The 21,641-nt window shown below is 60.7% G+C and carries 17 protein-coding genes and 2 tRNA genes; 17 read left to right on the forward strand and 2 right to left on the reverse strand.

Translation table 11 applies throughout. From position 1 onward, the window contains the following. The first annotated feature begins 63 nt into the window (after positions 1-63). The 9 genes from BMOU_RS09600 to BMOU_RS09640 all read left to right on the forward strand — a co-directional run bounded on the left by BMOU_RS09600 (position 64) and on the right by BMOU_RS09640 (position 9,358). Complete coding sequence (locus tag BMOU_RS09600; RefSeq protein ID WP_034877047.1) at positions 64-1,044, forward strand: ABC transporter permease; 981 nt, start codon at positions 64-66, stop codon at positions 1,042-1,044. Next, positions 1,041-1,910, forward strand: a complete 870-nt coding sequence (locus tag BMOU_RS09605; protein WP_034877049.1) for an ABC transporter permease — start codon at positions 1,041-1,043, stop codon at positions 1,908-1,910. Before BMOU_RS09600 ends, BMOU_RS09605 begins: the two co-directional genes overlap by 4 nt. Next, on the forward strand, positions 1,907-2,695 hold the full coding sequence (locus BMOU_RS09610) for an ABC transporter ATP-binding protein (RefSeq protein WP_034877051.1): 789 nt from the start codon (positions 1,907-1,909) through the stop codon (positions 2,693-2,695). Before BMOU_RS09605 ends, BMOU_RS09610 begins: the two co-directional genes overlap by 4 nt. Continuing rightward, positions 2,688-3,449, forward strand: a complete 762-nt coding sequence (locus BMOU_RS09615) for an ATP-binding cassette domain-containing protein (protein WP_034877052.1) — start codon at positions 2,688-2,690, stop codon at positions 3,447-3,449. Before BMOU_RS09610 ends, BMOU_RS09615 begins: the two co-directional genes overlap by 8 nt. A gap of 402 nt (positions 3,450-3,851) precedes the next feature. Further along, positions 3,852-4,862, forward strand: a complete 1,011-nt coding sequence (locus tag BMOU_RS09620; protein WP_034877054.1) for a cystathionine beta-synthase — start codon at positions 3,852-3,854, stop codon at positions 4,860-4,862. A 71-nt stretch (positions 4,863-4,933) separates the two neighbouring features. Continuing rightward, a complete protein-coding gene (locus tag BMOU_RS09625) occupies positions 4,934-6,115 on the forward strand; it encodes a cystathionine gamma-synthase (RefSeq protein WP_152535090.1) in 1,182 nt (393 codons plus the stop codon). A 17-nt stretch (positions 6,116-6,132) separates the two neighbouring features. After that, a complete protein-coding gene (locus tag BMOU_RS09630; protein ID WP_034877059.1) occupies positions 6,133-8,094 on the forward strand; it encodes a RecQ family ATP-dependent DNA helicase in 1,962 nt (653 codons plus the stop codon). A 140-nt stretch (positions 8,095-8,234) separates the two neighbouring features. Beyond that, the gene (locus BMOU_RS09635; protein WP_034877061.1) at positions 8,235-8,720 is read left to right on the forward strand and encodes an S-ribosylhomocysteine lyase; all 486 of its coding nucleotides are present in this window, start codon (positions 8,235-8,237) and stop codon (positions 8,718-8,720) included. Between the two features lie 152 nt (positions 8,721-8,872). Then, complete coding sequence (locus tag BMOU_RS09640) at positions 8,873-9,358, forward strand: GNAT family N-acetyltransferase (RefSeq protein WP_034877063.1); 486 nt, start codon at positions 8,873-8,875, stop codon at positions 9,356-9,358. A 52-nt stretch (positions 9,359-9,410) separates the two neighbouring features. Here BMOU_RS09640 and BMOU_RS09645 read toward each other — a convergent pair whose 3' ends face one another. After that, positions 9,411-10,838, reverse strand: coding sequence for an amino acid permease (locus BMOU_RS09645; protein ID WP_034877065.1), 1,428 nt, complete (start codon positions 10,836-10,838; stop codon positions 9,411-9,413). A 234-nt stretch (positions 10,839-11,072) separates the two neighbouring features. Between BMOU_RS09645 and alr the strand changes: the two genes are divergently transcribed. From alr to BMOU_RS09680, 8 genes are all read left to right on the forward strand, one after another. Further along, positions 11,073-12,431: an alanine racemase gene (gene alr / locus BMOU_RS09650; RefSeq protein ID WP_034877067.1), complete on the forward strand. Its 1,359-nt coding sequence runs from the start codon at positions 11,073-11,075 to the stop codon at positions 12,429-12,431. Positions 12,432-12,530: 99 nt separating this feature from the next. Beyond that, complete coding sequence (locus tag BMOU_RS09655; protein WP_034877069.1) at positions 12,531-13,784, forward strand: deoxyguanosinetriphosphate triphosphohydrolase; 1,254 nt, start codon at positions 12,531-12,533, stop codon at positions 13,782-13,784. Positions 13,785-13,941: 157 nt separating this feature from the next. Next, entirely contained in the window at positions 13,942-16,023 is a 2,082-nt protein-coding gene (dnaG, locus tag BMOU_RS09660) for a DNA primase (protein ID WP_034877071.1), read from the forward strand. A gap of 120 nt (positions 16,024-16,143) precedes the next feature. Then, entirely contained in the window at positions 16,144-16,272 is a 129-nt protein-coding gene (locus tag BMOU_RS11715) for a hypothetical protein (RefSeq protein WP_268744948.1), read from the forward strand. A gap of 138 nt (positions 16,273-16,410) precedes the next feature. Beyond that, a complete protein-coding gene (locus tag BMOU_RS09665) occupies positions 16,411-17,607 on the forward strand; it encodes an anion transporter (protein WP_034877073.1) in 1,197 nt (398 codons plus the stop codon). A gap of 110 nt (positions 17,608-17,717) precedes the next feature. Continuing rightward, a tRNA-Arg gene (locus BMOU_RS09670) sits at positions 17,718-17,791 on the forward strand. A 141-nt stretch (positions 17,792-17,932) separates the two neighbouring features. Beyond that, positions 17,933-18,898, forward strand: coding sequence for a DMT family transporter (locus BMOU_RS09675; RefSeq protein WP_034877075.1), 966 nt, complete (start codon positions 17,933-17,935; stop codon positions 18,896-18,898). Between the two features lie 438 nt (positions 18,899-19,336). Continuing rightward, positions 19,337-21,424, forward strand: coding sequence for an elongation factor G (locus tag BMOU_RS09680; RefSeq protein WP_034877077.1), 2,088 nt, complete (start codon positions 19,337-19,339; stop codon positions 21,422-21,424). Between the two features lie 126 nt (positions 21,425-21,550). Here BMOU_RS09680 and BMOU_RS09685 read toward each other — a convergent pair. Beyond that, positions 21,551-21,626, reverse strand: a tRNA-Gly gene (locus BMOU_RS09685). Between the last annotated feature and the right edge of the window lie 15 nt (positions 21,627-21,641).

Genomic DNA, 21,641 nt, shown 5'->3' on the forward strand with positions numbered 1-21,641 from the left:
TCGCGCTGTCGCGTCGCGGCCTGTGCGCTGCCATACGAGGTATTCCGGAAGTGAGGGACGGGTATGAGATTCGTCTGTAGACGGCTTCTGCTGTTTGCGGGGGCGCTGGTGGGACTGTCGCTGCTGGTGTTCGCGCTGCTGCGGATTCTGCCGGGCGATGTGGCAGCCGTGGTTGCCGGAACCAACGCGACGGCGGAACAGCTCGCCTCGTTGCGCTCGCAGATGGGACTGGACAAGTCGTATGCGGCACAGTATGGCGATTGGATCGTCGGGCTGTTGCATGGCGATCTCGGCACTTCCGTGGTCAGTGGCAAAGCGGTGGCCGCGCAGGTGTCCTCACACGCCTCCGTTACATTCCCGCTGATCGTATTCAGCTTGCTGATAGCGCTGGCGATCGGATTGCCGCTCGGTTGCGCGGCGGTGTTGACCCGCAATGCGCGACTGCGTGGGGTGTTCCATGTGATTGCGATCGTGGCCGGTGCGGTTCCGGCACTATGGGGTGGCCTGTTGCTGATTCTGCTGTTCTCGAAGGGCAGCGGGCTGTTAGGATTGCTGCCCTCGCAGGGTTTTCCGGACGCAGGCTGGTCCGCTCCGCTGAGCGCGTTGGCCGCATTGATGCTGCCTGCATTGGCCACGGGCATTACGGCCGGCGCGTCGATCATGCGCTATACGCGCGCCGCGGTGGGGGATGTGGCCTCTTCGCAGGCGGTCGATATGGCCATGGCATGCGGCATGACGCGCAGGCAGGCTGTGCTGCGCGTGGCCTTGCGCCTGGCGACTCCGCAGCTGGTGTCGGTGATCGGACTGACCTTCGCGCAGATGGTCACCGGGGTGATGGTGGTGGAGAACCTGTTCGCATTGCCCGGCCTTGGTTCGATGCTGGTCACCGACGTGGGCAATCGTGATCTGGTCGCGGTGCAGAGCGAATTGTTCCTGCTTGCGGCGTTCTTCCTGTTCCTGGGATTGCTGGTCGATCTGCTGCATCGTGCACTCGACCCGCGTCTGAAGAACGCAACCGTCGGCTCGGGGGAGGTGTTGGCATGAACGGTCGCATACGTACTCTACGAATCGTGGCGCGATCCATGTGGAGGCGTGCGAGCGGACGCTATGCGCTCGTCGTGATGGGCCTATGGCTGCTGGTGTCGGCGGTTTCATTGGTGTGGACACCATATTCGCTGCTGGCCACCGACGGTTTCGACACATGGGGCTCGCCGTCCTCCTCACACCTGTTGGGCACCGACGGCGTGGGTGCGGACGTGCTGAGCTGGCTGATGGCCGGCTCCCGTACGAATCTCGTGATCGCCGTGCTCACGGTGGTGGTCGCGGCCGCTTTCGGCTTGCTGCTCGTCGCCGCCATGGTGTCGTGCAACAGTGCGTTCTCATCCGCCTCCGTGGTCGTCGTGGATGCGCTGATTTCGATTCCGACGGTACTCGTCGCACTGATCCTATCCGTCCCGTTCGGTGCGTCCGCCGCGGTGATCGTCGCCGCCTGCGGATTCGCGTATGGACTGAATCTGGCGCGGATTTTAAGACCCTCCGCCTTATTGGCCGCACGTTCGGCATATGTGGAATCGGCCATATGGTCGGGGGCCAGCCCGATCCGCGTGTTCTTCACGCATATCATGCCGAACACGCTGCCGGTGCTGTCGGTGCAGCTGTCGATGAGCGCCGGAACCTCGCTGCTCGCGGAGGCCGGCCTGACCTATCTGGGCGTCGGTGTCGGCTCCGGCGTGCCCAGCTGGGGGCATTCACTCACCACGTCCGTACGGTTCATCAGCATCTATCCGCTGGCCGTGGTATGGCCGGGGCTTGTCGTGACACTCGTGGTCATAGCGCTGAATCTGTTCGGCGACACCCTACGCGACGCCATCGATCCGCTGACCAATCCGGCATTGAGGGAGGCCGCATGAGCGCAACCATCCGCGATCTCAACATCTCCATCGGCGGCAGAACAATCGTCGGCGATGTCGATATGGATATAGCCGACGGCGAACGTGTCGGACTGATCGGCTCGTCCGGCTCCGGCAAATCCATGATTGCCAAGGCCATGATGGGGCTGCTGCCAGCCACTGCGCGGGTGGGTGGCTCCATCGAAATGGGAGGCAGGCAGGTCGTCGACGCCTCCGACATCGATATCGCCGATCTGCGTGGCCGGTATGTGGGCATGGTGTTTCAGAATCCGGCCGCTGCGTTGAATCCGGTGATGACCGTGGCACAGCAGGTCGGACTTCCCCTGTATCTGCATTACGATCTGACGTCGGCGGAACGTACGGAACGTGTCGGGGCCATGCTTGCCAAGGTGGGACTTGACGAGGATGTGCTGCCCAAGTACCCGCATGAACTGTCCGGCGGCCAGCAGCAGAGGGTCGGCATCGCGACCGCGCTGGTCACCTCGCCTCATCTGATCATCGCGGATGAGCCGACCACGGCGTTGGATTCCATCACCCAGCGTCGAATTGTCGATCTGCTGACCTCGCTGGTGGATGGTGCCGGGGCCTCCATGCTGTTCATCACGCATGATTTCGCGGTGCTGCATCGCGCGACCACACGCTGCTATGTGCTCGAACATGGCGGGATCGTCGAATCGGGGGCGACGGCGGATGTGCTGTCCTCACCGCAGACCGGGCAGGCCAGGCGACTGGTCGAGGCGGCCCGGAAACTGTCGCTCGCAGCGAAGGAGACCGATCATGTCTGACATCGTGTTGCGCGGGCGGGGCATCGACAAGTATTTCGGCCCGAAAAAACGTCGTAGGCAGGTGTTGTTCAGCGTCGATGTCGACGTCCATGCGGGGGAGTGCCTGGCGGTGATCGGCGGTTCCGGCTCCGGCAAGACCACGCTCACCCGTGTGCTGCTCGGACTGGAATCCGCGGACGGTGGTGACATCGCCTATCAGGGCGTCGGCATCGCGGACGATGCGCAACGATTACGCCGGCAGTCCGGTCTGGTGTTCCAGGATCCGTTCGGTTCCCTTGACCCACGCTGGCGTATCGAACGTTCCATCGCCGAACCATTGCGTCTGCACCATCCCGACTGGTCGCACGAGCGGGTGAGCGATCGCGTTGCGGAGGTGCTGCGGATGGTCGAGCTTGATCCGCAAGGCTTCCGCAGCCATTTCCCCATGGACCTTTCCGGTGGGCAGGCGCAACGTGCGGCGATCGCGCGCGCCATCGCGGATCGTCCGCGGATTCTGCTCGCCGACGAGCCGATGAGTGCCATCGACGTGGCCGCAAGAATCCGGATTCTCGATTCCTTCCAGCGGATTCGGCAGGCCGAGCCGGATATGGCGCTGATCATGGTTTCGCATGATCTTGGCGTGGTACGGCATATCGCCGACCGCATCATGGTGCTGCATGACGGCAGGGTGGAGGAGACCGGGACGACAGCGGAGGTGCTGGACGCCCCGCGGTGCGACTACACCCGCGAACTGATTCGGGCCGCCTCGCTGTAGCCGGTGCGGCCATGTTTCGTAAGGGGTGACACGCCGAAGTCCAAGGGTGTGGTATTGTTTGAGCCATGTTCAATTTCTCATGTTGTTGCTGTCGCTGACCAACCGCCCGAGGGGCGCGTGGTTCATCGACGCATAACTTGAGATAGGACATTCCTCAACGTCTGGATTTGCACAGACGGTTGTGAATCGTCGGACTTTCGTTCTTCCACCGGCATGAATGCCGCGGTTGGAAAATACGTGCAACGCAAACGAATCCCATGACCATGCACGGTGCTGACGAACGAAAAAAACGACATCGCAACGGGTCCCGTTTCAACACTGCACGTGACATCGCGAGCTTCTCGAACACAACGAAAAACAACGATCGAAAGCCCCGAAATCACACTGCGCAAAGGAAACGCCATGACCATCCACAACTCCCTATCCGAACTGATCGGCAACACCCCGCTCGTCAGGCTCAACCACGTGACCGACGGCATCAAGGCCACCATTGCGGTCAAGGTCGAATACTTCAATCCGGGAGGTTCGTCCAAGGATCGCATCGCCGAACGCATCATCGACGCGGCCGAGCGAAGCGGCGAACTGAAGCCAGGTGGCGTAATCGTGGAACCGACCTCCGGCAACACCGGAGTGGGACTGGCCTTGGTGGCCCAGCAGCGCGGCTACCGTACCATCTTCACCCTGCCCGACAAGGTCTCCGAAGCCAAACGCGCAGTACTGCGCGCCTACGGGGCCGAAGTGGTCATAACCCCCACCGATGCCGGTCCGGACGACCCGCGTTCCTACTATCGGGTGGCCGAGCGTCTCGCCAAGGCGATTCCCGGCGGCTACCGCCCGAACCAATACGACAATCCGAACGGCCCGGAAAGCCACTACCGCACCACCGGACCGGAAATCTGGCAGGCCACCGACCACAGAATCACGCACTTCGTGGCGGGCATCGGCACCGGCGGCACCATCTCCGGCACCGGCCGCTATCTGAAGGATGTTTCCGACGGGGCCGTGCAGGTCATCGGAGCCGATCCCGAGGGCTCCATCTATTCGAATCCCGATGACGTGCATCAGTACAAGATCGAAGGCGTCGGCGAGGATTTCTATCCGAAGGCCTTCAATCGTGAGCTGCCCGACGAGATCGTACAGGTGAACGACGCGGAGGCGTTCGAAATGACCCGCCGTCTTGCGAACGAGGAAGGCCTGTTGGTCGGCGGTTCGTCCGGCATGGCCGTAGCATCGGCCATCAAGTACGCCCGCGAGCACGATCTGGACGAAAGCCAACTCGTCGTGGTGCTGCTGCCGGATTCCGGCCGCGGTTACATGGAGAAGATCTTCAACGACGACTGGATGCGTGCCAACGGCTTCGCCGACATCGTGGAACGCACCACCAAGCCAAGCCTGGCCGAACAGTATCTGTAAACCGTAGACCCCGCATCATGACCATCATCCGTTCAACCCAGACCATTCGCTATTTCCAAGGAGTTCCCATCATGACCATCTCGACCAACACCGAAGCGCTGAACGCCACCGCACTCGCCACCCGCGCCATCCACGCCGGCCAGGAGCCCGATCCGACCACCGGTGCCGTGGTCACGCCGATCTACATGACCTCCACGTTCAAACAGGACGGTGTTGGCGGATTGCGTAATGGCTACGATTACAGCCGTTCCATCAACCCGACCCGCAACTCCTTCGATGAGCAGCTCGCCGCCGTGGAAGGTGCCGAGTATGCGCTGAGCTTCTCCTCGGGCCTGGCCGCCATCGACGTGCTGCTGCGTTCCACCGTCAAGCCGGGAGACAACATCCTGCTCGGCAACGACGTATACGGCGGCACCTACCGACTGCTGTCCAAGGTGTTCGTGCCGTGGGGCGTCGGCCTCGACGTGGTCGACATCACCGACACCGATGCCGTTTCCGCCGCGCTGGGCAAGAAGCAATACCGATACATCTGGGTCGAAACCCCATCCAACCCGCTGCTGAACATCACCGACATCGCCGCAACCTCCGCCGTGGCGCATGCGCATGGCACCAAGGTGGTCGTGGACAATACGTTCGCATCCCCGGTGCTGCAGCACCCGCTGGCCGATGGCGCCGACGTGGTCGTCTACTCCACCACCAAGTACATCGGCGGGCATTCCGACGTGGTCGGCGGTGCCGTGGTCCTCAACGACAAGGGCATCCGCGACGAGGTGGCCTTCCTGCAGAACGCGGCCGGTGCGGTACCGTCCCCGTTCGACTCCTGGCTCGACATCCGCGGTCTGAAGACCCTTGACCTGCGTGTCAGGCAGCACAGCCGCAATGCGCTCAAGGTGGCGCAATGGCTTGAAACCCGACCGGAGGTGGAGCGCGTATGGTATCCGGGCCTTGAGTCCCATCCGGGGCATGAGATCGCCGCACGTCAGATGCACGGCGGCTTCGGCGGCATGATCTCCGTGCAGATTGCGGCCGGATTCGAGGCGGCCAAGAGGTTCGCGGGCGCCACCGAGGTATTCACGCTGGCCGAATCCTTGGGTGGCGTGGAATCCCTGATCGAGCATCCGGGGGCCATGACCCATGCCTCCGTGGCCGGTACCACCCTTGAAGTGCCCGCCAACCTGGTCCGCCTGTCCGTCGGCCTGGAAGACGCGGATGATCTCATCGCCGACCTCGAGCAGGCCTTCCGCCGGATCTGATTGCTAGACTGAAGGGCATGACTGAAGTAACGGATTCCCGGGCGTTGGACGCACTGAAACAATATTTCGGCTATGAAGCGTTCCGCCCCGGGCAATCCGGCATCGTCGGCTCCATCCTCGCCGGGCGCGATGTACTTGGCGTCATGCCGACCGGCGCGGGAAAGTCCATTTGCTACCAGATTCCGGCCACGATCCTGCCGGGCGTCACCATCGTCATCTCACCGCTGATCTCACTGATGCGCGACCAGGTCGACGCCCTGAACGACGTCGGCATCCCAGCCGCGTTCATCAACACCACGCAAACGCCGGATGAGCAGTCGGCCGTGTTCGCACAGGCCTCGGCAGGACTCATCAGATTGCTGTATGTCGCCCCGGAACGCCTGGAAACCGAACGTTTCCGCAACTTCGCAAACCGTACGCCAATCTCGTTGGTCGCCGTCGACGAGGCACATTGCGTGTCCCAATGGGGGCAGGATTTCCGTTCGTCCTATCTTGGCATCGGCGAATTCATCGCAGGCCTGCCGGTACGCCCGACCGTGGCCGCGTTCACCGCGACCGCAACGGAACGCGTGCGTCGTGACATCGTCTCCATGCTGGGACTGCATGACCCGGACGTAACCGTCACTGGTTTCGACCGGCCGAATCTGTACTTCGACGTCATCAAGCTGGAAACCAGGTATAAGGCCGCCTGGGTGGCGAAATACGTGGCGGACCATGCCGATGAATCCGGTATCGTCTACTGTGCGACGCGCAAGGAGACGGAGACGCTGGCGGCCTCGCTCAATCATGCCGTGGCCGAATTGCGGTCCGCGAACGGTGCGGATCCCGGGCGGATGGGTCCCGTTGCGGTCGCCTACCATGGCGGCATGTCCCCTGACGTACGTGAGAAAGCGCAGCGAGACTTCGTGACCGACCGTGTGCCTGTGGTCGTGGCCACCAACGCATTCGGTATGGGCATTGACAAATCGAACGTGCGCTATGTGATCCACCACAACATGCCCGAATCCATCGAAGCCTACTATCAGGAGGCGGGCCGTGCCGGGCGCGACGGCGAGCCGAGCCGCTGCACGCTACTGTGGAACGAATCCGACATCGTCACACGCCGCCGGCTGCTTGATTCCGATTACGACAACGAACGATTGACGCCCGAGGAGCAGGAGATCGTGCGCAGGTCAAAACGTCGTCTGCTCGACGCGATGGTCGGCTACTGTCGCACCACCGATTGCCTGCACACCTATATGACCCGCTATTTCGGCGAGAAGGACACGGCCAGCGGCACGACGGACGGCAAGTGCGAAGGCGGCTGCACCAACTGCGAACACACCTTCGAAACCGTGGATGTCACCGAAGTGGCGCGAGCCATCAGCCGATGTGTGCATGACGTGAACCAGAACGTCGGTACGGGCAAGATCGTCAGGATTCTGCGTGGGTCGAAAGCGCAGGATCTGAGCTATCTCAACCCGGAAGGCATGCCTACGTTCGGCATGCTCGAAAGCGTTCCGGAGGCACGTGTGCGCGATGTGCTCAGTCAGATGGCGACCGATGGATTCCTGTTCATCTCGGAGGGACGTCTGCCGATTGTGAAATTCGGTACGCGGGCGGTGGAAACGGTCGCCCCGGACTTCCATTACGAAATCAAGAAGATCGAGCGCAAAAGCCCTGCGAAACGTGGGGGAGCGGCGAGTGGAGCGCCATATGGGGCGGGTGATGCGGCGGGTTCCGCGGCGGCGGGATCCTACATCCCGGACGATGATGCCGAAGCGTTGTTCCAGCGACTGCGCGGATTGCGGCTCGACATCGCACGGGAAATCGGCAAGCCGCCGTACATCGTGTTCTCCGACAAGACGCTTCGCGACATGGCGCGGATCCGACCGGTCACCAATGCGCAGTTTCTGGCGGTCAATGGCGTGGGCGACAACAAGCTCAAGCTGTACGGCGAACGATTCATGAATCTGATCCGTTCGATTGATGCCGAATAAGTGGGATCCTCCGCCGGATTGCAACGCGCTATCGGCAAAACGCATGACGATTCGGTTGACTGCGCCCCGCGAAACGACAACAGTAGAGAACGACAACAATAGGGGCGGATACCGCTGTTCCGCAGGAAAGGACAAGGACAATGGCTGATGAAAAGCCCGTCGTGGAAAGCTTCCAGCTGGATCATACCAAGGTGAAGGCGCCGTACGTACGCTACATCGACACCGAAAGGGGACCGCACGGCGACGTGGTGTCCAACTATGACCTGCGCTTGGTACAACCGAACGAGAACGCCATCCCCACCGGCGGGCTGCACACCATCGAACACACCATCGCGGTGCTGCTGCGCGAACGCATTCCGGGCTATATCGACTGCTCGCCATTCGGATGCCGTACCGGCTTCCATCTGCTGACCTGGGGCGAGCACTCCACCGAAGACGTGGCCAAAGCGCTGAAGGAGGCATTGGAATTCATCGCCTTTGAGGCCACTTGGGACGATGTGCCCGCCACGACCATCGAAAGTTGCGGCAATTATCGCGACCACAGCCTGTTCACGGCAAAGGAATGGTGCAGGGATATTCTCGCCAAGGGCATCAGCTCCGATCCGTTCGAGCGCAAGCTGGTGTAGGCCGGCCGTGTTCCACCGGTAAGCCGAACCGCCGGTTTCGGTGAGTCCGCTGTGCAGCGAACGTGATACCTTGGACGCTCGGAATACAAGAAAGCGAATTGAGGTGAGCGGTGAGCGAAGTCACTCCTGCACGGCGGTTCCGTCGCGCCACGATGGCCGATCTTCCGGCGATACTGAAAATCTATGGGCATGCCCGTGAGCTAATGGCCAGGAACGGCAATCCGACCCAATGGGGCAGCACGTTCCCGCGTGAGGAGATGGTGCGGGAGGATATCGAGCAACGGCGCACCATGCTGCTGGTCGACACCGTTGACGGCGAGGAACGTGTGCTCGCCCAATTCGCCCTGTGCCCAGGTGCCGACCCGACCTATGCGAACATCGATGGCGCTTGGCTGGACGACGACCCGTACGTGACCATTCACCGCATCGCCTCATCCGGCTTGGCGCGTGGCGCAGCCAGGGACTGCATCAACTGGGCCATCGAGCACTACGGCAACGTGCGTGCGGATACGCACCCGAACAACAAGGCCATGCAGCATGTGCTCGAATCCAATGGGTTCGCACGCTGCGGACTGATCCAACTGCTGGATCGCCCCACCGACACCACACGAATCGCCTACCAGCGCCACGAATGGTGACTCATAGCAAAAGGGTGCCCCGCATCATATGGGGGCACCCTTCGCATATGTTCTAGAACAGTGCGGGTTCGTTCAGTTTGGAACGCTTGCGGCTGTATGAGAAGTACACGATCAGGCCGAGCCCGAACCATACGGCGAAGCGCACCCAGGTCTCCCAGTTGAGGCCAAGGATCAGCACGAAGCAGAACACGATGGCCAGAATCGGCGTGAACGGCACGCCCGGGGCCCTGAATCCGCGATGCGCATCGGGCTGGGTTCTGCGCATCCATAGAATGCCGGCGGACACGATGATGAATGCGGACAACGTGCCGATGTTCACCAGCTCGAACAGCACGTTGATGTTGATGAAACCACCGGCGATGGCCGTGAGGATGCCGAAGAACCACGTGCCCTTGAACGGAGTGCGGTACTTCGGATGCACTTCGCCGAAGAACTTCGGGAACAGGCCGTCGCGGCTCATGGCATAGCAGATACGGGACTGGCCGTACAGCTGTACCAGCATCACGGTGGTCATGCCGAGCAGCGCGCCCAGATTCACGATGAACGCCAGCCAGTTGAGACCGGTTTCGAGGATCACGCCTGCGACCGGGGCGTCGATGAAATTCGCGAACTCCTTGTATGGCACCACGCCGGTCATGATCAGCGTCATGATGATGTACAGCACGGTCGACAGCGCCAGCGAGATGAGAATGCCACGCGGCAGCGTCTTGTTCGGATTGATGGTCTCCTCGGCGGAGGATGACACCGCGTCGAAGCCGATGAAGCTGAAGAACACGATCGATGCGGCCGGCACAATGCCGTACGGTTGCGTGGATCCGGGCTGGAACGTGTAGATGCCGTACGGGGAGAACGGCTTCCAGTTGGCGGGGTTCACATACCAGACGGTGCACACGATGAACAGTATGATGATGGCCAGTTTGATCATCACCATGATATCGTTGGCCTTCTTCGTCTGATTGATGCCGATCGACAGCAGCCATGTGATGACGAGCACGATGACGAAGCCCGGCAGATTGAAGTAGGTGGTCACACCCGGCGTGGTGCCGTAGGCGGCGGTCAGCTCGACCGGCAGATGCAGGCCGAAGCCTTCCAGCAGTTTGTTGAAATACCCGGACCAACCGGCGGAGACGGTGGCCGCCTGCAACGCATATTCCAGAATCAGATCCCAGCCGATCACGAAGGCGATCAGCTCGCCGAACGCGAGATACGCGTACGAATAGGCGGAACCGGAGACCGGTGCCATAGCGGCGAATTCCGCATAGCACAGGCCGGCGAAACCGCAGCAGATGGCCGCCAGCAGAAAGGAGATGCACAGTGCCGGGCCTGCGGTGAGGGCGCCCTTGCCGGTGAGCACGAAGATGCCGGTGCCGATGATGGCGCCGATGCCCAGCATGGTAAGGTCGAAGGTTTTCATTGTTCGCTTCAGCGGGGTCGACTCGGAGACGAGTTGATCCACGGATTTTTTGCGAAATAGATCCATGGTCTTCTTTTCCCTTTAAATGGATTCTTCATGGGCTGGACCGGACGGATTTCCGGGACTCTGGCACGCCTCAACGCCAGAAATCAGATAGGTCCCTCTGACAGCATCGAAAGACCTTATGTATGGAGAGTGTAAAGACTGGCCGCGGACAAAATCGTGGAAACCGCGCGAAACGTCTCATAATCCATGCGTGTGCAACATGACACGTCACATAGCGGCGTAACAATAGGAGCCATGACTTTGAGCGCTACACGTGAATGGCAATTCTCATCCGAACGGGGCAGGGCGAACTATGACGCGGCCCGTCGGCGATATCCGGCACAGGCGATCGTCGACCTGGCCGCACTGCGTGACAATATGCGCCGTCTGGTGGGCATGGTGGGCGGTCCGGCCTCCGGCACCGCCGTCATGGGCGTGGTCAAGGCCGACGCCTATGGCCATGGCCTGATCCCCTCCGCACTGGCCGCTTTGGCGGGTGGCGCAACCTGGCTTGGCACCGCGCAGTCGCACGAGGCGCTGTTGCTTCGCAAGGCCGGCATCGGTCCGGAGCGCTGCCATATTCTGACGTGGGTCTACAACGGTACCGCGGTGCCGTTCGACGAACTGATCGCCAACGACATCGACGTCTCCGTCGGCTCGCTGTCCGGCATTGACGGCGTCGCCGAGGCCGCACGACGTCTCGGCAAAACCGCCCGTGTACATGTGAAGGTCGATTCCGGTTTCGGCCGTAACGGCTTCACTCCCGCCGGATTCGATGCGGCACTTGCCAAGCTGGTACCGCTTGCCAGGGAAGGCGTGCTGCATGTCGTCGGCCAGTGGAGCCATCTGGCCGTCGCCGATGCGCCGGATGTACCGGAATTCGTGGCCTCCACCGACCGACAGATCGAATGCTTCAAGGATTTCACCCGCCGTATGGAGTCCGCCGGGATCGCGCCGGAGATTCGTCATCTGGCCAACACCGCCGCCACGCTGAGCCGTCCGGAGATCCATTTCGAACTGACCCGCCCGGGCATCGGTCTGTATGGCTATGAGGCCGATCCGGCCATGGGTGCGCCGGCCACATATGGGCTCAAGCCCGCCATGACCTTGCAGGCGCAGCTCGGCACCGTCAAGGATGTCGAGGCGGGGCATGGCGTCTCCTACGGCCGCACCTATCTGACTCCGAGCGACACCTCCACCGCAATCGTGCCGATCGGGTATGCGGATGGCATCCACCGGTCCGCTTCCGGCTTCGATATGGAAGGCGCCAAGCATGTGATCAAGGACGGCGGCCCGGTGCGTGTGATGACCGCCGAGGGGCCGCGCCTGTATCGGGTGTCCGGCCGCGTGTGCATGGACCAGTTCATTCTTGACCTGCATGGTTCGGCCGCCGAACTCGGCGTGCATGAGGGAGACACCGTGGAGCTGTTCGGTCCCGGCCGCGGCGAGGACTACGCCGAGCCGACCGCCGACGATTGGGGCCGCGCCGCCGACACCATCAGCTACGAGATCTTCACCTGCCTGCGCAACCGCATTCCTCGACTGTACGAGCACGCGTCCGATGTGCTGTCCGCCGAGGACCTCGCCAAACTGGATCCGGCAAGTATGCTGTAAGTACCCGATTCGTCGGAGCGATGGGCGTCAGCCAGGGGCCCGCCGGCGAGAGCGGTCGTTGTGAAGGCCGCCCGAGGGCGTTCTGAGCGGAGGCAACCCATGACGGTCGGCTATGTGTCTTCCGACGAGGAGCGGTGGGCTCCGGAACCGCCGAAATCCAGCACACGCACCGCCTTCCAGCGTGATCGCGCCCGCCTGATCCATTCCTCCGCCCTGCGCAGGCTTGGCGCGAAAAGCCAGATACTGGTGGCCGGCACCGATGATTTCGTACGCACACGGCTTACGCACACGCTGGAGGTCGCGCAGATCGGACGTCAGATCGGCGCCTCCCTTGGCTGCGATCCGGATGTGGTCGACTGCGCCTGCCTTGCGCACGACCTCGGTCATCCGCCGTTCGGGCATAACGGGGAGCGTGCGCTCGCTGAAATCGCACGGGATATCGGCGGATTCGAAGGCAATGCGCAGACCCTGCGATTGCTGACGCGGCTCGAGCCGAAAATCATGTTTCCCGACGGCCGTTCCGCCGGCGTGAACCTGACACGTGCGGCACTCGACGCCACCGTCAAATATCCGTGGACGTTGGCCGAGGCCGCCGACCATCCGAAAGGGGAGCGCAGTGCGAAATTCTGCGTCTATCCGGATGACGAGGATGTCTTCCGGTGGCTCAAGCAGGGCACGTCGGGCAATGCGCGACCGGTGGAGTGCCAGGTCATGGATCTGTCCGACGACATCGCCTACAGCGTGCACGATGTGGAGGACGCCATCGCGACCGGTTCCTTCGATCCGGTCGTATTGCACGAGAGCGGTGTGATCGATGCCGTCATCGAGGACTCACGAAGCTGGTACGGACGGCAGTGGGACCCCGACAAACTGGTGGCGGCGTTCCATCGCATGCATCATCGCGACACTTTTCCCGGATACTTTGACGGATCCCGTCGATCGCTGGCAGCGCTGAAGAACATGACCAGCGATCTGATCGGCCGTTTCGCGGGTTCCGTGGAGGCTGCGACCCGCGACACCTATGGCGGCGACCCGCTGACCCGCTATAACGGCAACGTGATCATTCCCGAGGAGACCAGTTACGAGATCGTGGCGTTGAAAGGCATCGCCGTGCATTTCGTGATGGCTCCGGGTGAACGTGAACCACTGCATGACGCGGAACGACGAATCGTCAACGATCTGGTCGGCGTGTTCATGGACGACAATCCCAAGCCGTCCGGCGCGCTCGAAAGCGTGTTCCTTGACGACTGGCGGCAGGCGGACGGCGACGACGCGCGATTGCGTGTGGCCATCGATCAGGTGGCGAGTCTGACGGACACCTCCGCCCTGGCCCTTCACTCCTTGCTGTGCTGACGTGCGGACGAGCCCTGGACGAGCATGGTTCCTTCCCGATTCCCGGTGGGGCGGCGCATGCAACGCGCCGTAGGCTTGGCAGAACGGCCCGGAGCGTGTCGTGCGCTGCATATGCCGTGTGGTCATAACCTAGGGGCACGCTGGTAATCTGGAACGCATGCCGGGAATGATTCTGAAGGAAGACGTCGAAAAGGTGCGCGCCGCAGCCGATTTGTATGACATCGTGTCTGCGACCGTCACGCTCAAACCCTCCGGGACCGGCACCTACGTGGGCCTATGCCCCTTCCACGACGAGAAGACCCCGAGCTTTTCCGTGCGTCCCGCACTTGGCGTATGGCACTGCTTCGGCTGTGGCCTTGGCGGTGACGTGTTCGGGTATGTGGAGCAGCAGGAGAACATCGACTTTCGTGATGCGGTGGAACTGCTGGCCGATAGGTACCACATCGAACTGCACTACGACCAGGCGAACGCCAAGCCCGAGCATGCCGGTTCGAAGCGTGCCCGCCTGCTTGAGGCGAACGAGGCCGCACAGGAGTTCTTCGTATCGCAACTGATGACCAAGGAGGCGCTCGCCGCCCGCAAGCTGCTTGACGGCCGCAACTTCAGCCAGGCCGACTGCCAACGATTCGGCTGCGGATATGCGCCGCAGGGCTGGGACAATCTCGTACGCCATCTGGCGGGCAGGGGCTTCACCCAGAAGGAGATGCTCGACGCGGGTCTTGCGCGCCAGGGACAGCGCGGTGTCTACGACTACTTCCGCGGGCGCGTGACCTGGCCGATCCGCGACTCGACCGGCCGTACGCTCGGCTTCGGTGCGCGCAAACTGTATGAGGACGACGCGATCAACGCGAAGTACATCAACACTCCCGACACGCAGCTGTACCGAAAGAACCAGGTGCTGTACGGCATCGATATGGCGAAGTCCGCAATCGTGAAGAAGCGCCAGGTGGTGATCGTCGAAGGCTATACCGATGTGATGGCCATGCATCTGGCCGGCATCGACACCGCCATCGCCACATGCGGCACGGCGTTCGGCGCGGAACACGCCAAAATCGTGCGTCGTCTGATCGCCGACGATTCGCTGGGCGCCGTACAGCTGATCGGTCCGTTGAAGGTCGAGGGCCAGGCGCTGAGCTCTCGCATCGTATTCACCTTCGACGGCGATGCGGCAGGGCAGAAGGCCGCCATCCACGCATTCGGCCTGGACTCGGCGTTCCTGTCACAGACCTTCGTGGCCGTCGCCGACGACAATCTCGACCCGTGCGACCTGCGCATCAAGCGTGGCAACGAGGCGGTGCGCTCGCTGATCGAGCATGCGAAACCGCTGTACGACTTTGTGATCGAAGCGGCGATCGGCCGGTTCGACACCACATACACGACCGGGCAGATGGGTGCTGTCAAGGCGGTCGCGCCGTTGATCGCGCAGATCCGGGATCGTTCGCTGTTGGATCTGTATACCCGTAAGGCGGTTCGCCGCATCGGCATCGATCTGGACATCATGCAACGCGAGGTGCGGGACGCCCGTCGCAAGCTTAACGTGCGCGACGATGACGCTTATGCGCCGAAGCGGCGGTACGGCAGCGGCAATGCCGTGGAACAACGCGTGGAACAAGGTTCGAATCCGTATGAAAATCGCTCCGTACGTAAGGCATTGGAACATCGCGACGCCGCCGAACAGACCTACTATCACATCGATGATGCCGTGTTCATCTGCGAGCAGCAGTTCATGGCCACGTTGATTCAGGTGCCGCGTGCCGTGGAACCGAGCATGTTCGCAGGACTCACGCTGTCGAACTTCATCACGCCGGTATTTCGTTCGTTGTTCCAGGCCGTGGCCGCTGCCGGCGGCCTGCCGAGCGAGGATACGCCGCAGGGTTTGTGGATGCATAATCTGACCAAGGCCGGCGGGCCGATGCTCGAATCGGTGATCAACGAACTGGCGGTCATGCCGTTGCCGTTGCCGCCGAGCGAAGCCGACATGAACGCCGGTCGTGCACCACAGGAGCAGGAGGGCGCCGTGCAATTGCGCAAACCGACGGATGCCGAACGGCGCTACGCCTCCGAACTGTTGGCACGACTGCTTGACATAGGCCTCATGCGTAAGATCGGTGCGGCCAAGCGGCGTATGGCGCAGCTGCCGGACGGCGGCGAGAAGATCGAGCTGCTCGGTCAGGTCACGAACATGGAAGCCCTGCGCAAGGACCTGCAGGCGAAGGTATATGGCAACAACGTTGCCTGACGAAGACCTTCCGAATCCAAGTCATGCATCCGCAAGGATGCACGGAAGATGCCCATGGCGGGCGTCTTCCGTGCATAGCGGCGTGTCTTTCGGTGAACGGGAGGTGACGAAAACGAACCGATGCCGAACGGCATCCGAATACTTGCCGAAATCTTTGTTGAAGACTCTATCAATAGCGGACCTATGAAAATTTTTTTTGCATGGTTTGCCGGTTTGCAATGGCACAAAGCAGTAGGGCGGAGTGGCTGAAAAACGTTGGAATGGTCGGAATTTCAGCACGCCGAGACCTTATGGTAGGCGGAGTTTCGGGTAAAGTGGGTACGGCATTTGATGAACATAGCTCACCGTTGCAGATGACGTTGCAAGTGGGGATTCCTGGAGGAATGGATGCGACAGTTGGTGGTCAAGGTCCTGAAGAACGAGACCATTCTCGTGGTGGCTTCCATACTTGCGGTTATTTCGTGCTTCATCGTGCCGCCGGATAAGGAGTATGCCGGTTACATCCATGCCAGCACCATCTCGCAGTTGATCTGCCTGATGCTGGTGGTCTGCGGATTCCAGCGTATCGGTGTGTTCCGCATTATCGGCTCGCGTCTGCTGCAGCATGTCAGCACCGCACGCGGACTGGTGATCACGCTGATCGCACTTACCTATTTCTCCGGCATGCTGATTACCAACGACGTGGCGTTGGTCACGTTCATCCCGTTCGCCCTAGCTGTGCTCACCATGGCGCATATGGAGGAGCATGCGGTACTCGTCGGTACGCTGATGACGGTCGGCGCGAACGTCGGCAGCATGCTCACCCCGATCGGCAATGCGCACAATCTGTATCTGAAGGCACTTACCGGCATGCCGTCATCGGAAATGATCGGCATCATGGCCCCGTATTCGGCGACCGCCGCGGTATTGCTGGTGATCATCACCTGCGTGGTGTTCGGCAAGAAGCCGGTTTCCGAATTCTCCTCGATCGACGGTGCGGGCATCGAACAGAACGTGCTCGCCCCGCGCGCCGACCAGCCGCAACCGGATGAGATCCGTGTGACCGGCTATGGCGCCGGTTACGGCGGCTGGCGCACGCTGGTCTATTGCGCGTTGTTCATCGTGTGTCTGCTTGCGGTAAGCGATTTCATTCCGCTGTGGGTCATGTGCGTGATTGTGGTGGTGGCCTTCCTGCTGTGCGATCGCCGCGTATTCCGCAACGTTGACTGGGGGCTGCCGCTCACGTTCTGCATGTTCTTCATTTTCATCGGCAACATGAAACGCGTGCCGGAATTCTACGAACTGGCGGCCTCGCTGGTGGGAGCGCATCCGCTGGAGGTGTCCGTGGTCTCCAGCCAGTTCATCTCCAACGTGCCGACCACACTGCTGCTCTCCGGCTTCTGCGACCAGTGGCGCGAGCTGATCATCGGCACCAATCTGGGTGGCATGGGCACGCTGATCGCATCCATGGCGTCGCTGATTGGCTACAAGAACGTGGTACGCAAGTATCCGAACAAGAAGGGCCGCTATCTGGCCGTCTACTCCGCGGTGAACGTGCTGTTCCTCGTTGTGCTTGTGGGATTGAGCTGGATTATCGAGCCGTGATGTTGCCCACCTTGGATGTGACTTCTAATCTCAAGGTCGGGAGTTCGGAAAAATGGTTCACGCATTCGAGTTGGCAAGAATGCATGGAATGACTATACTGAATCTGGTTTGGCCCTGTAGCTCAGCTGGATAGAGCATGTGACTTCTAATCTCAAGGTCGGGAGTTCGAGTCTCCCCGGGGTCACGATCAAGTCCTCGCCTCATACGGAGCGGGGACTTTTCCATACTTTCCCCAATCTGCCGATACCAAGATGCGTCCCACCGTCGGTAGTTTGGAAATTGCATCCTACTATAGTGACGTGCTGGAGGAAGAAGGAGTCAAGGCATGCTGCAGTTGCTGTTGGGTGTTTTTTCGGGTTCCATTACACCGGTGCAAACAGCGGTGAACGCGCGTCTGGGTCGTTCTGTCGGTTCGCCCTTGCGTGCCTCAATGGTGTCGTTCAGTGTAGGGCTGCTGTCGATGCTGACCATTGTGTTGGCGACGGGGCCTTATCCGTTGTTGTCTGCTACGGCGGCGGGCGGCCCATGGTGGATGTGGCTCGCCGGTGTGTTCGGCGTGACGTTCCTGACCGGCAACGTGCTGCTATTGCCGAAATTAGGTAGTTTGAGGACCGTGATCATGCCGGTTACGGGGCAGATCGTCATGGGATTGCTGATCGACGCTTTTGGCTGGTTCGGCGCACAACAGCGGGCGATTTCACCGTTGCGTGTATGCGGCACGGTTCTTGCAATGGCGGGTTTCCTGCTTGCCGTCATGGGGGCCGGTCTACAGCTGGGTCATCGAGATGCGGCGGATGATGCAGGAGTGAGACGACATGTCGATCTGGGAGCTTCGCACGATGTGCTTGCGGTGGTGCTATGGAGTTTGGCAGGGGTATCCTTCGGCATGTGTTCGGCTGTTCAAACGGCCTTGCTCGGCAGGCTTGGCGTCTCGTTGGGATCTCCCGCCAAGGCTTCGTTGGCCTCCTTTGTCGTCGGGCTGGCCGCCCTGACGATTGTGGTGGGTCTGGTCGACCATACCTACAGCCTCGGCGATGCGCTGGAAAAAGGCAACCCATGGTGGATGTGGGTCGGCGGATTGCTGGGGGCGACTCTGGTGATGTGCAATGCATATCTTTCCTCGGAAATCGGCACCGGTATGACGGTCATGCTCATATTGCTCGGGCAGGTTGGCGGAGGCCTTGTGGTCGACCGATTCGGCCTGTTGGGAGTACCTCGCAAACATGTACGAGCCACCCAATACGTCGGGGTGATTCTCGCCGCAATGGGTATTGTTCTCAAAGCCTTGTGAACACCGTGGCTATGAGTTTGCATGGTGCAAACCCTTTCGCGTGTGTTCGGTCGATGCGACGATGCGGGGTTCCCGTAATGATGCTAACATCCTGTTTGATTGGTTGCGGGGATAAATAATCCAGTGGGTGGATGATGTATCCATTCACAAACCCTGCAGCGGGATGATTGCGCCAGTCACTGGAGAAATCGGGACATTGAGAAGCCATATGCAGGGGTGATTGTTCCAGTGGCTGGATATTTCGGGACTCTGAGTGGCTTGTGAGCGAGGTGATTCACTCACAAGCTGGAATAATTTGGACGCCGAGCCATCCGAGATCGTCGGCGCATGGCCAAGAATGGCGGCAATGCACGTGCCCTTCGCGGCGGCGATTGCGATTGCTGAGACGGGGGGCGGTGTGTATGTTGTTGATAGATTAGTCGGCCTGTGGGAGGGATTATGAAACGAATCGTCACCGGCATTCTGGCACATGTGGATGCGGGCAAGACCACATTGTCGGAGGCGTTGCTCTATGCCACCGGTCAGGTGCGCAGGCTTGGCCGTGTGGATCATGGCGATGCGTTTCTCGACACGAATGCGATGGAGCGCCAGCGCGGCATCACCATCTTCACCGAACCGGCCATCATCAAAGCGGACGGTCTTACGCTGACCCTGCTTGACACTCCAGGCCACGTCGATTTCTCCGCTGAAACGGAACGCACCCTGCGTGTACTCGACTACGCGATTCTGGTGATCTCCGGCACCGACGGCATTCAGGGCCATACCGAGACGCTGTGGCGATTGCTGGCACGTTACCAAGTGCCCACTTTCGTCTTCATCAATAAGATGGATGCGTCCGGTGCCGATAAGGCGACATTGCTGAACCAACTCAAGCAACGTTTTTCCGATGGTTGCATCGACTTTACGGGTTTCACCGGTGCAGGGGAGCGGGGCGCAGACAATCCCGTGTTTGCGGATGCCATGGAAGCAATCGCCATGCAGGACGAATCCGCCATGAACGCCTACCTCGAAGCCGGAACCGTTCCGGATGGAACCATCCGCACCATGATCGTGCATCGCGAGATCTTCCCTTGCTTCTTCGGTTCGGCTCTGAAAATGGAAGGCGTCGAAGCATTCATGTCAGGCTTCGAACGATACGTTGAAGAGCCTCGCTACGGCAACGAATTCGGAGTGCGTATATATAAGGTGTCACATGATGCGCAAGGCAATCGCCTGACCTGGATGAAGGTGACGGGCGGCGATCTCAAAGCCAAGACATTGCTGAGCGGCATAACGCGCGGCGGAGTCGAAAACGGAGCCATTACCGGCTCCGATGGTGACGGATCGACCGTTCAAAGGAGTGTGGCTGACGATGATGCGCCCGTCGATTCCGTCGCACTATGGCATGAAAAGGCCGATCAGGTGCGCGTCTACTCCGGCGCGAAATTCACCACGGTCGATTCGGTTCCCGCAGGCACCGTATGTGCGGTGACGGGCTTAACACGGACATTCCCCGGCGCAGGCCTGGGCTTTGAACGCAACGGTGAGAGTCCGATACTGCAGCCGGTGCTCACCTACACGCTGCTGCCAGGGGAGTGTGACATCCACAAATGCCTTGTGGCGTTGCGCGAGTTGGAGGATGAGGATCCGCTGCTGCATGTAGTGTGGCAGACGCGTCTCGAAGAAGTGCACTTGCAGTTGATGGGTGCCGTGCAGCTGGAGATTATCCAGCAGATGATGCACGACCGTTTCGGATTGGACGTTTCGTTCGGTCCGGGCAGCATTCTCTACAAGGAGACGATTGCCAAACCGATTGAAGGCGTGGGCCATTTCGAACCGTTACGTCACTATGCGGAGACCCATGTGCTGCTTGAGCCGTTGCCGGCCGGAAGCGGCATGCGGTACGCGACCATATGCAGCGAGGACGTGCTTGACCGTAACTGGCAGAGACTGATTTTGCAGCATTGTCAGGAGCGTGAACATCTGGGTGTGCTTACCGGCTCGCCTATCACCGATATGAGGATTACATTGTTGGTCGGCCGTGCGCATCTGAAACATACGGAGGGCGGCGATTTCCGTCAGGCCACATATCGTGCGATCAGGCAGGGCCTGATGGAAACGAAGAGGCAGGGCGATTGCCGTCTGTTGGAACCGTGGTATGGCTTCCGTCTGGAAGTACCGCAGGACATGGTCGGTCATGCCATGGCCGACGTGCAGCGGATGGGCGGCACATTCGAGACTCCGATTCCCGATGGTGAGTACATGGTATTGGATGGCACCGCTCCGGTGGCCGAAATGCAGGACTACGCGATGGATGTGAACGCCTACACGCATGGCCGCGGACATTTAAGCTGCGTCTTCGCCGGATACCGTCCCTGCCATAATGCCGATGAGGTGATTGAGGACGCGGCATACGATCCGGAAGCCGATCTGGAAAACACGCCGGATTCGGTGTTTTGCGCGCATGGTGCGGGCTATCCGGTCAAATGGTACAAGGTGCCGGAATTCATGCATCTCGGCTATGCATGGAGTGGCATGGGGGAGTAAGAAGCATCGTCGGGTTGTCCCGATTATCGTCGGCGCATGATGGAGACGACCCGACGGCAGTCTGATGCGGTGAAAAGAAAAACCTCAACATCGAACGATGCTGAGGTTTTACCGAATGAGATTTACTGGAGCGGACAACGGGACTCGAACCCGCGGTCTCAACCTTGGCAAGGTTGCGCTTTACCAACTAAGCTATGTCCGCAAAGAATTCCTGCCG

The sequence above is a fragment of the Bifidobacterium moukalabense DSM 27321 genome, from assembly GCF_000522505.1.
GTDB classification, from domain to species: domain Bacteria; phylum Actinomycetota; class Actinomycetes; order Actinomycetales; family Bifidobacteriaceae; genus Bifidobacterium; species Bifidobacterium moukalabense.

What these genes read in the sequence shown, in the direction of transcription:
- BMOU_RS09600 (WP_034877047.1), top strand. Translation starts at nt 64, where the DNA reads ATGAGATTCGTCTGTAGACGGCTTCTGCTGTTTGCGGGGGCGCTGGTG.
- BMOU_RS09605 (WP_034877049.1), top strand. Translation starts at nt 1,041, where the DNA reads ATGAACGGTCGCATACGTACTCTACGAATCGTGGCGCGATCCATGTGG.
- BMOU_RS09610 (WP_034877051.1), top strand. Translation starts at nt 1,907, where the DNA reads ATGAGCGCAACCATCCGCGATCTCAACATCTCCATCGGCGGCAGAACA.
- BMOU_RS09615 (WP_034877052.1), top strand. Translation starts at nt 2,688, where the DNA reads ATGTCTGACATCGTGTTGCGCGGGCGGGGCATCGACAAGTATTTCGGC.
- BMOU_RS09620 (WP_034877054.1), top strand. Translation starts at nt 3,852, where the DNA reads ATGACCATCCACAACTCCCTATCCGAACTGATCGGCAACACCCCGCTC.
- BMOU_RS09625 (WP_152535090.1), top strand. Translation starts at nt 4,934, where the DNA reads ATGACCATCTCGACCAACACCGAAGCGCTGAACGCCACCGCACTCGCC.
- BMOU_RS09630 (WP_034877059.1), top strand. Translation starts at nt 6,133, where the DNA reads ATGACTGAAGTAACGGATTCCCGGGCGTTGGACGCACTGAAACAATAT.
- BMOU_RS09635 (WP_034877061.1), top strand. Translation starts at nt 8,235, where the DNA reads ATGGCTGATGAAAAGCCCGTCGTGGAAAGCTTCCAGCTGGATCATACC.
- BMOU_RS09640 (WP_034877063.1), top strand. Translation starts at nt 8,873, where the DNA reads ATGGCCGATCTTCCGGCGATACTGAAAATCTATGGGCATGCCCGTGAG.
- BMOU_RS09645 (WP_034877065.1), bottom strand. Translation starts at nt 10,838, where the DNA reads ATGGATCTATTTCGCAAAAAATCCGTGGATCAACTCGTCTCCGAGTCG.
- alr (WP_034877067.1), top strand. Translation starts at nt 11,073, where the DNA reads ATGACTTTGAGCGCTACACGTGAATGGCAATTCTCATCCGAACGGGGC.
- BMOU_RS09655 (WP_034877069.1), top strand. Translation starts at nt 12,531, where the DNA reads ATGACGGTCGGCTATGTGTCTTCCGACGAGGAGCGGTGGGCTCCGGAA.
- dnaG (WP_034877071.1), top strand. Translation starts at nt 13,942, where the DNA reads ATGCCGGGAATGATTCTGAAGGAAGACGTCGAAAAGGTGCGCGCCGCA.
- BMOU_RS11715 (WP_268744948.1), top strand. Translation starts at nt 16,144, where the DNA reads ATGCCGAACGGCATCCGAATACTTGCCGAAATCTTTGTTGAAGACTCT.
- BMOU_RS09665 (WP_034877073.1), top strand. Translation starts at nt 16,411, where the DNA reads ATGCGACAGTTGGTGGTCAAGGTCCTGAAGAACGAGACCATTCTCGTG.
- BMOU_RS09675 (WP_034877075.1), top strand. Translation starts at nt 17,933, where the DNA reads ATGCTGCAGTTGCTGTTGGGTGTTTTTTCGGGTTCCATTACACCGGTG.
- BMOU_RS09680 (WP_034877077.1), top strand. Translation starts at nt 19,337, where the DNA reads ATGAAACGAATCGTCACCGGCATTCTGGCACATGTGGATGCGGGCAAG.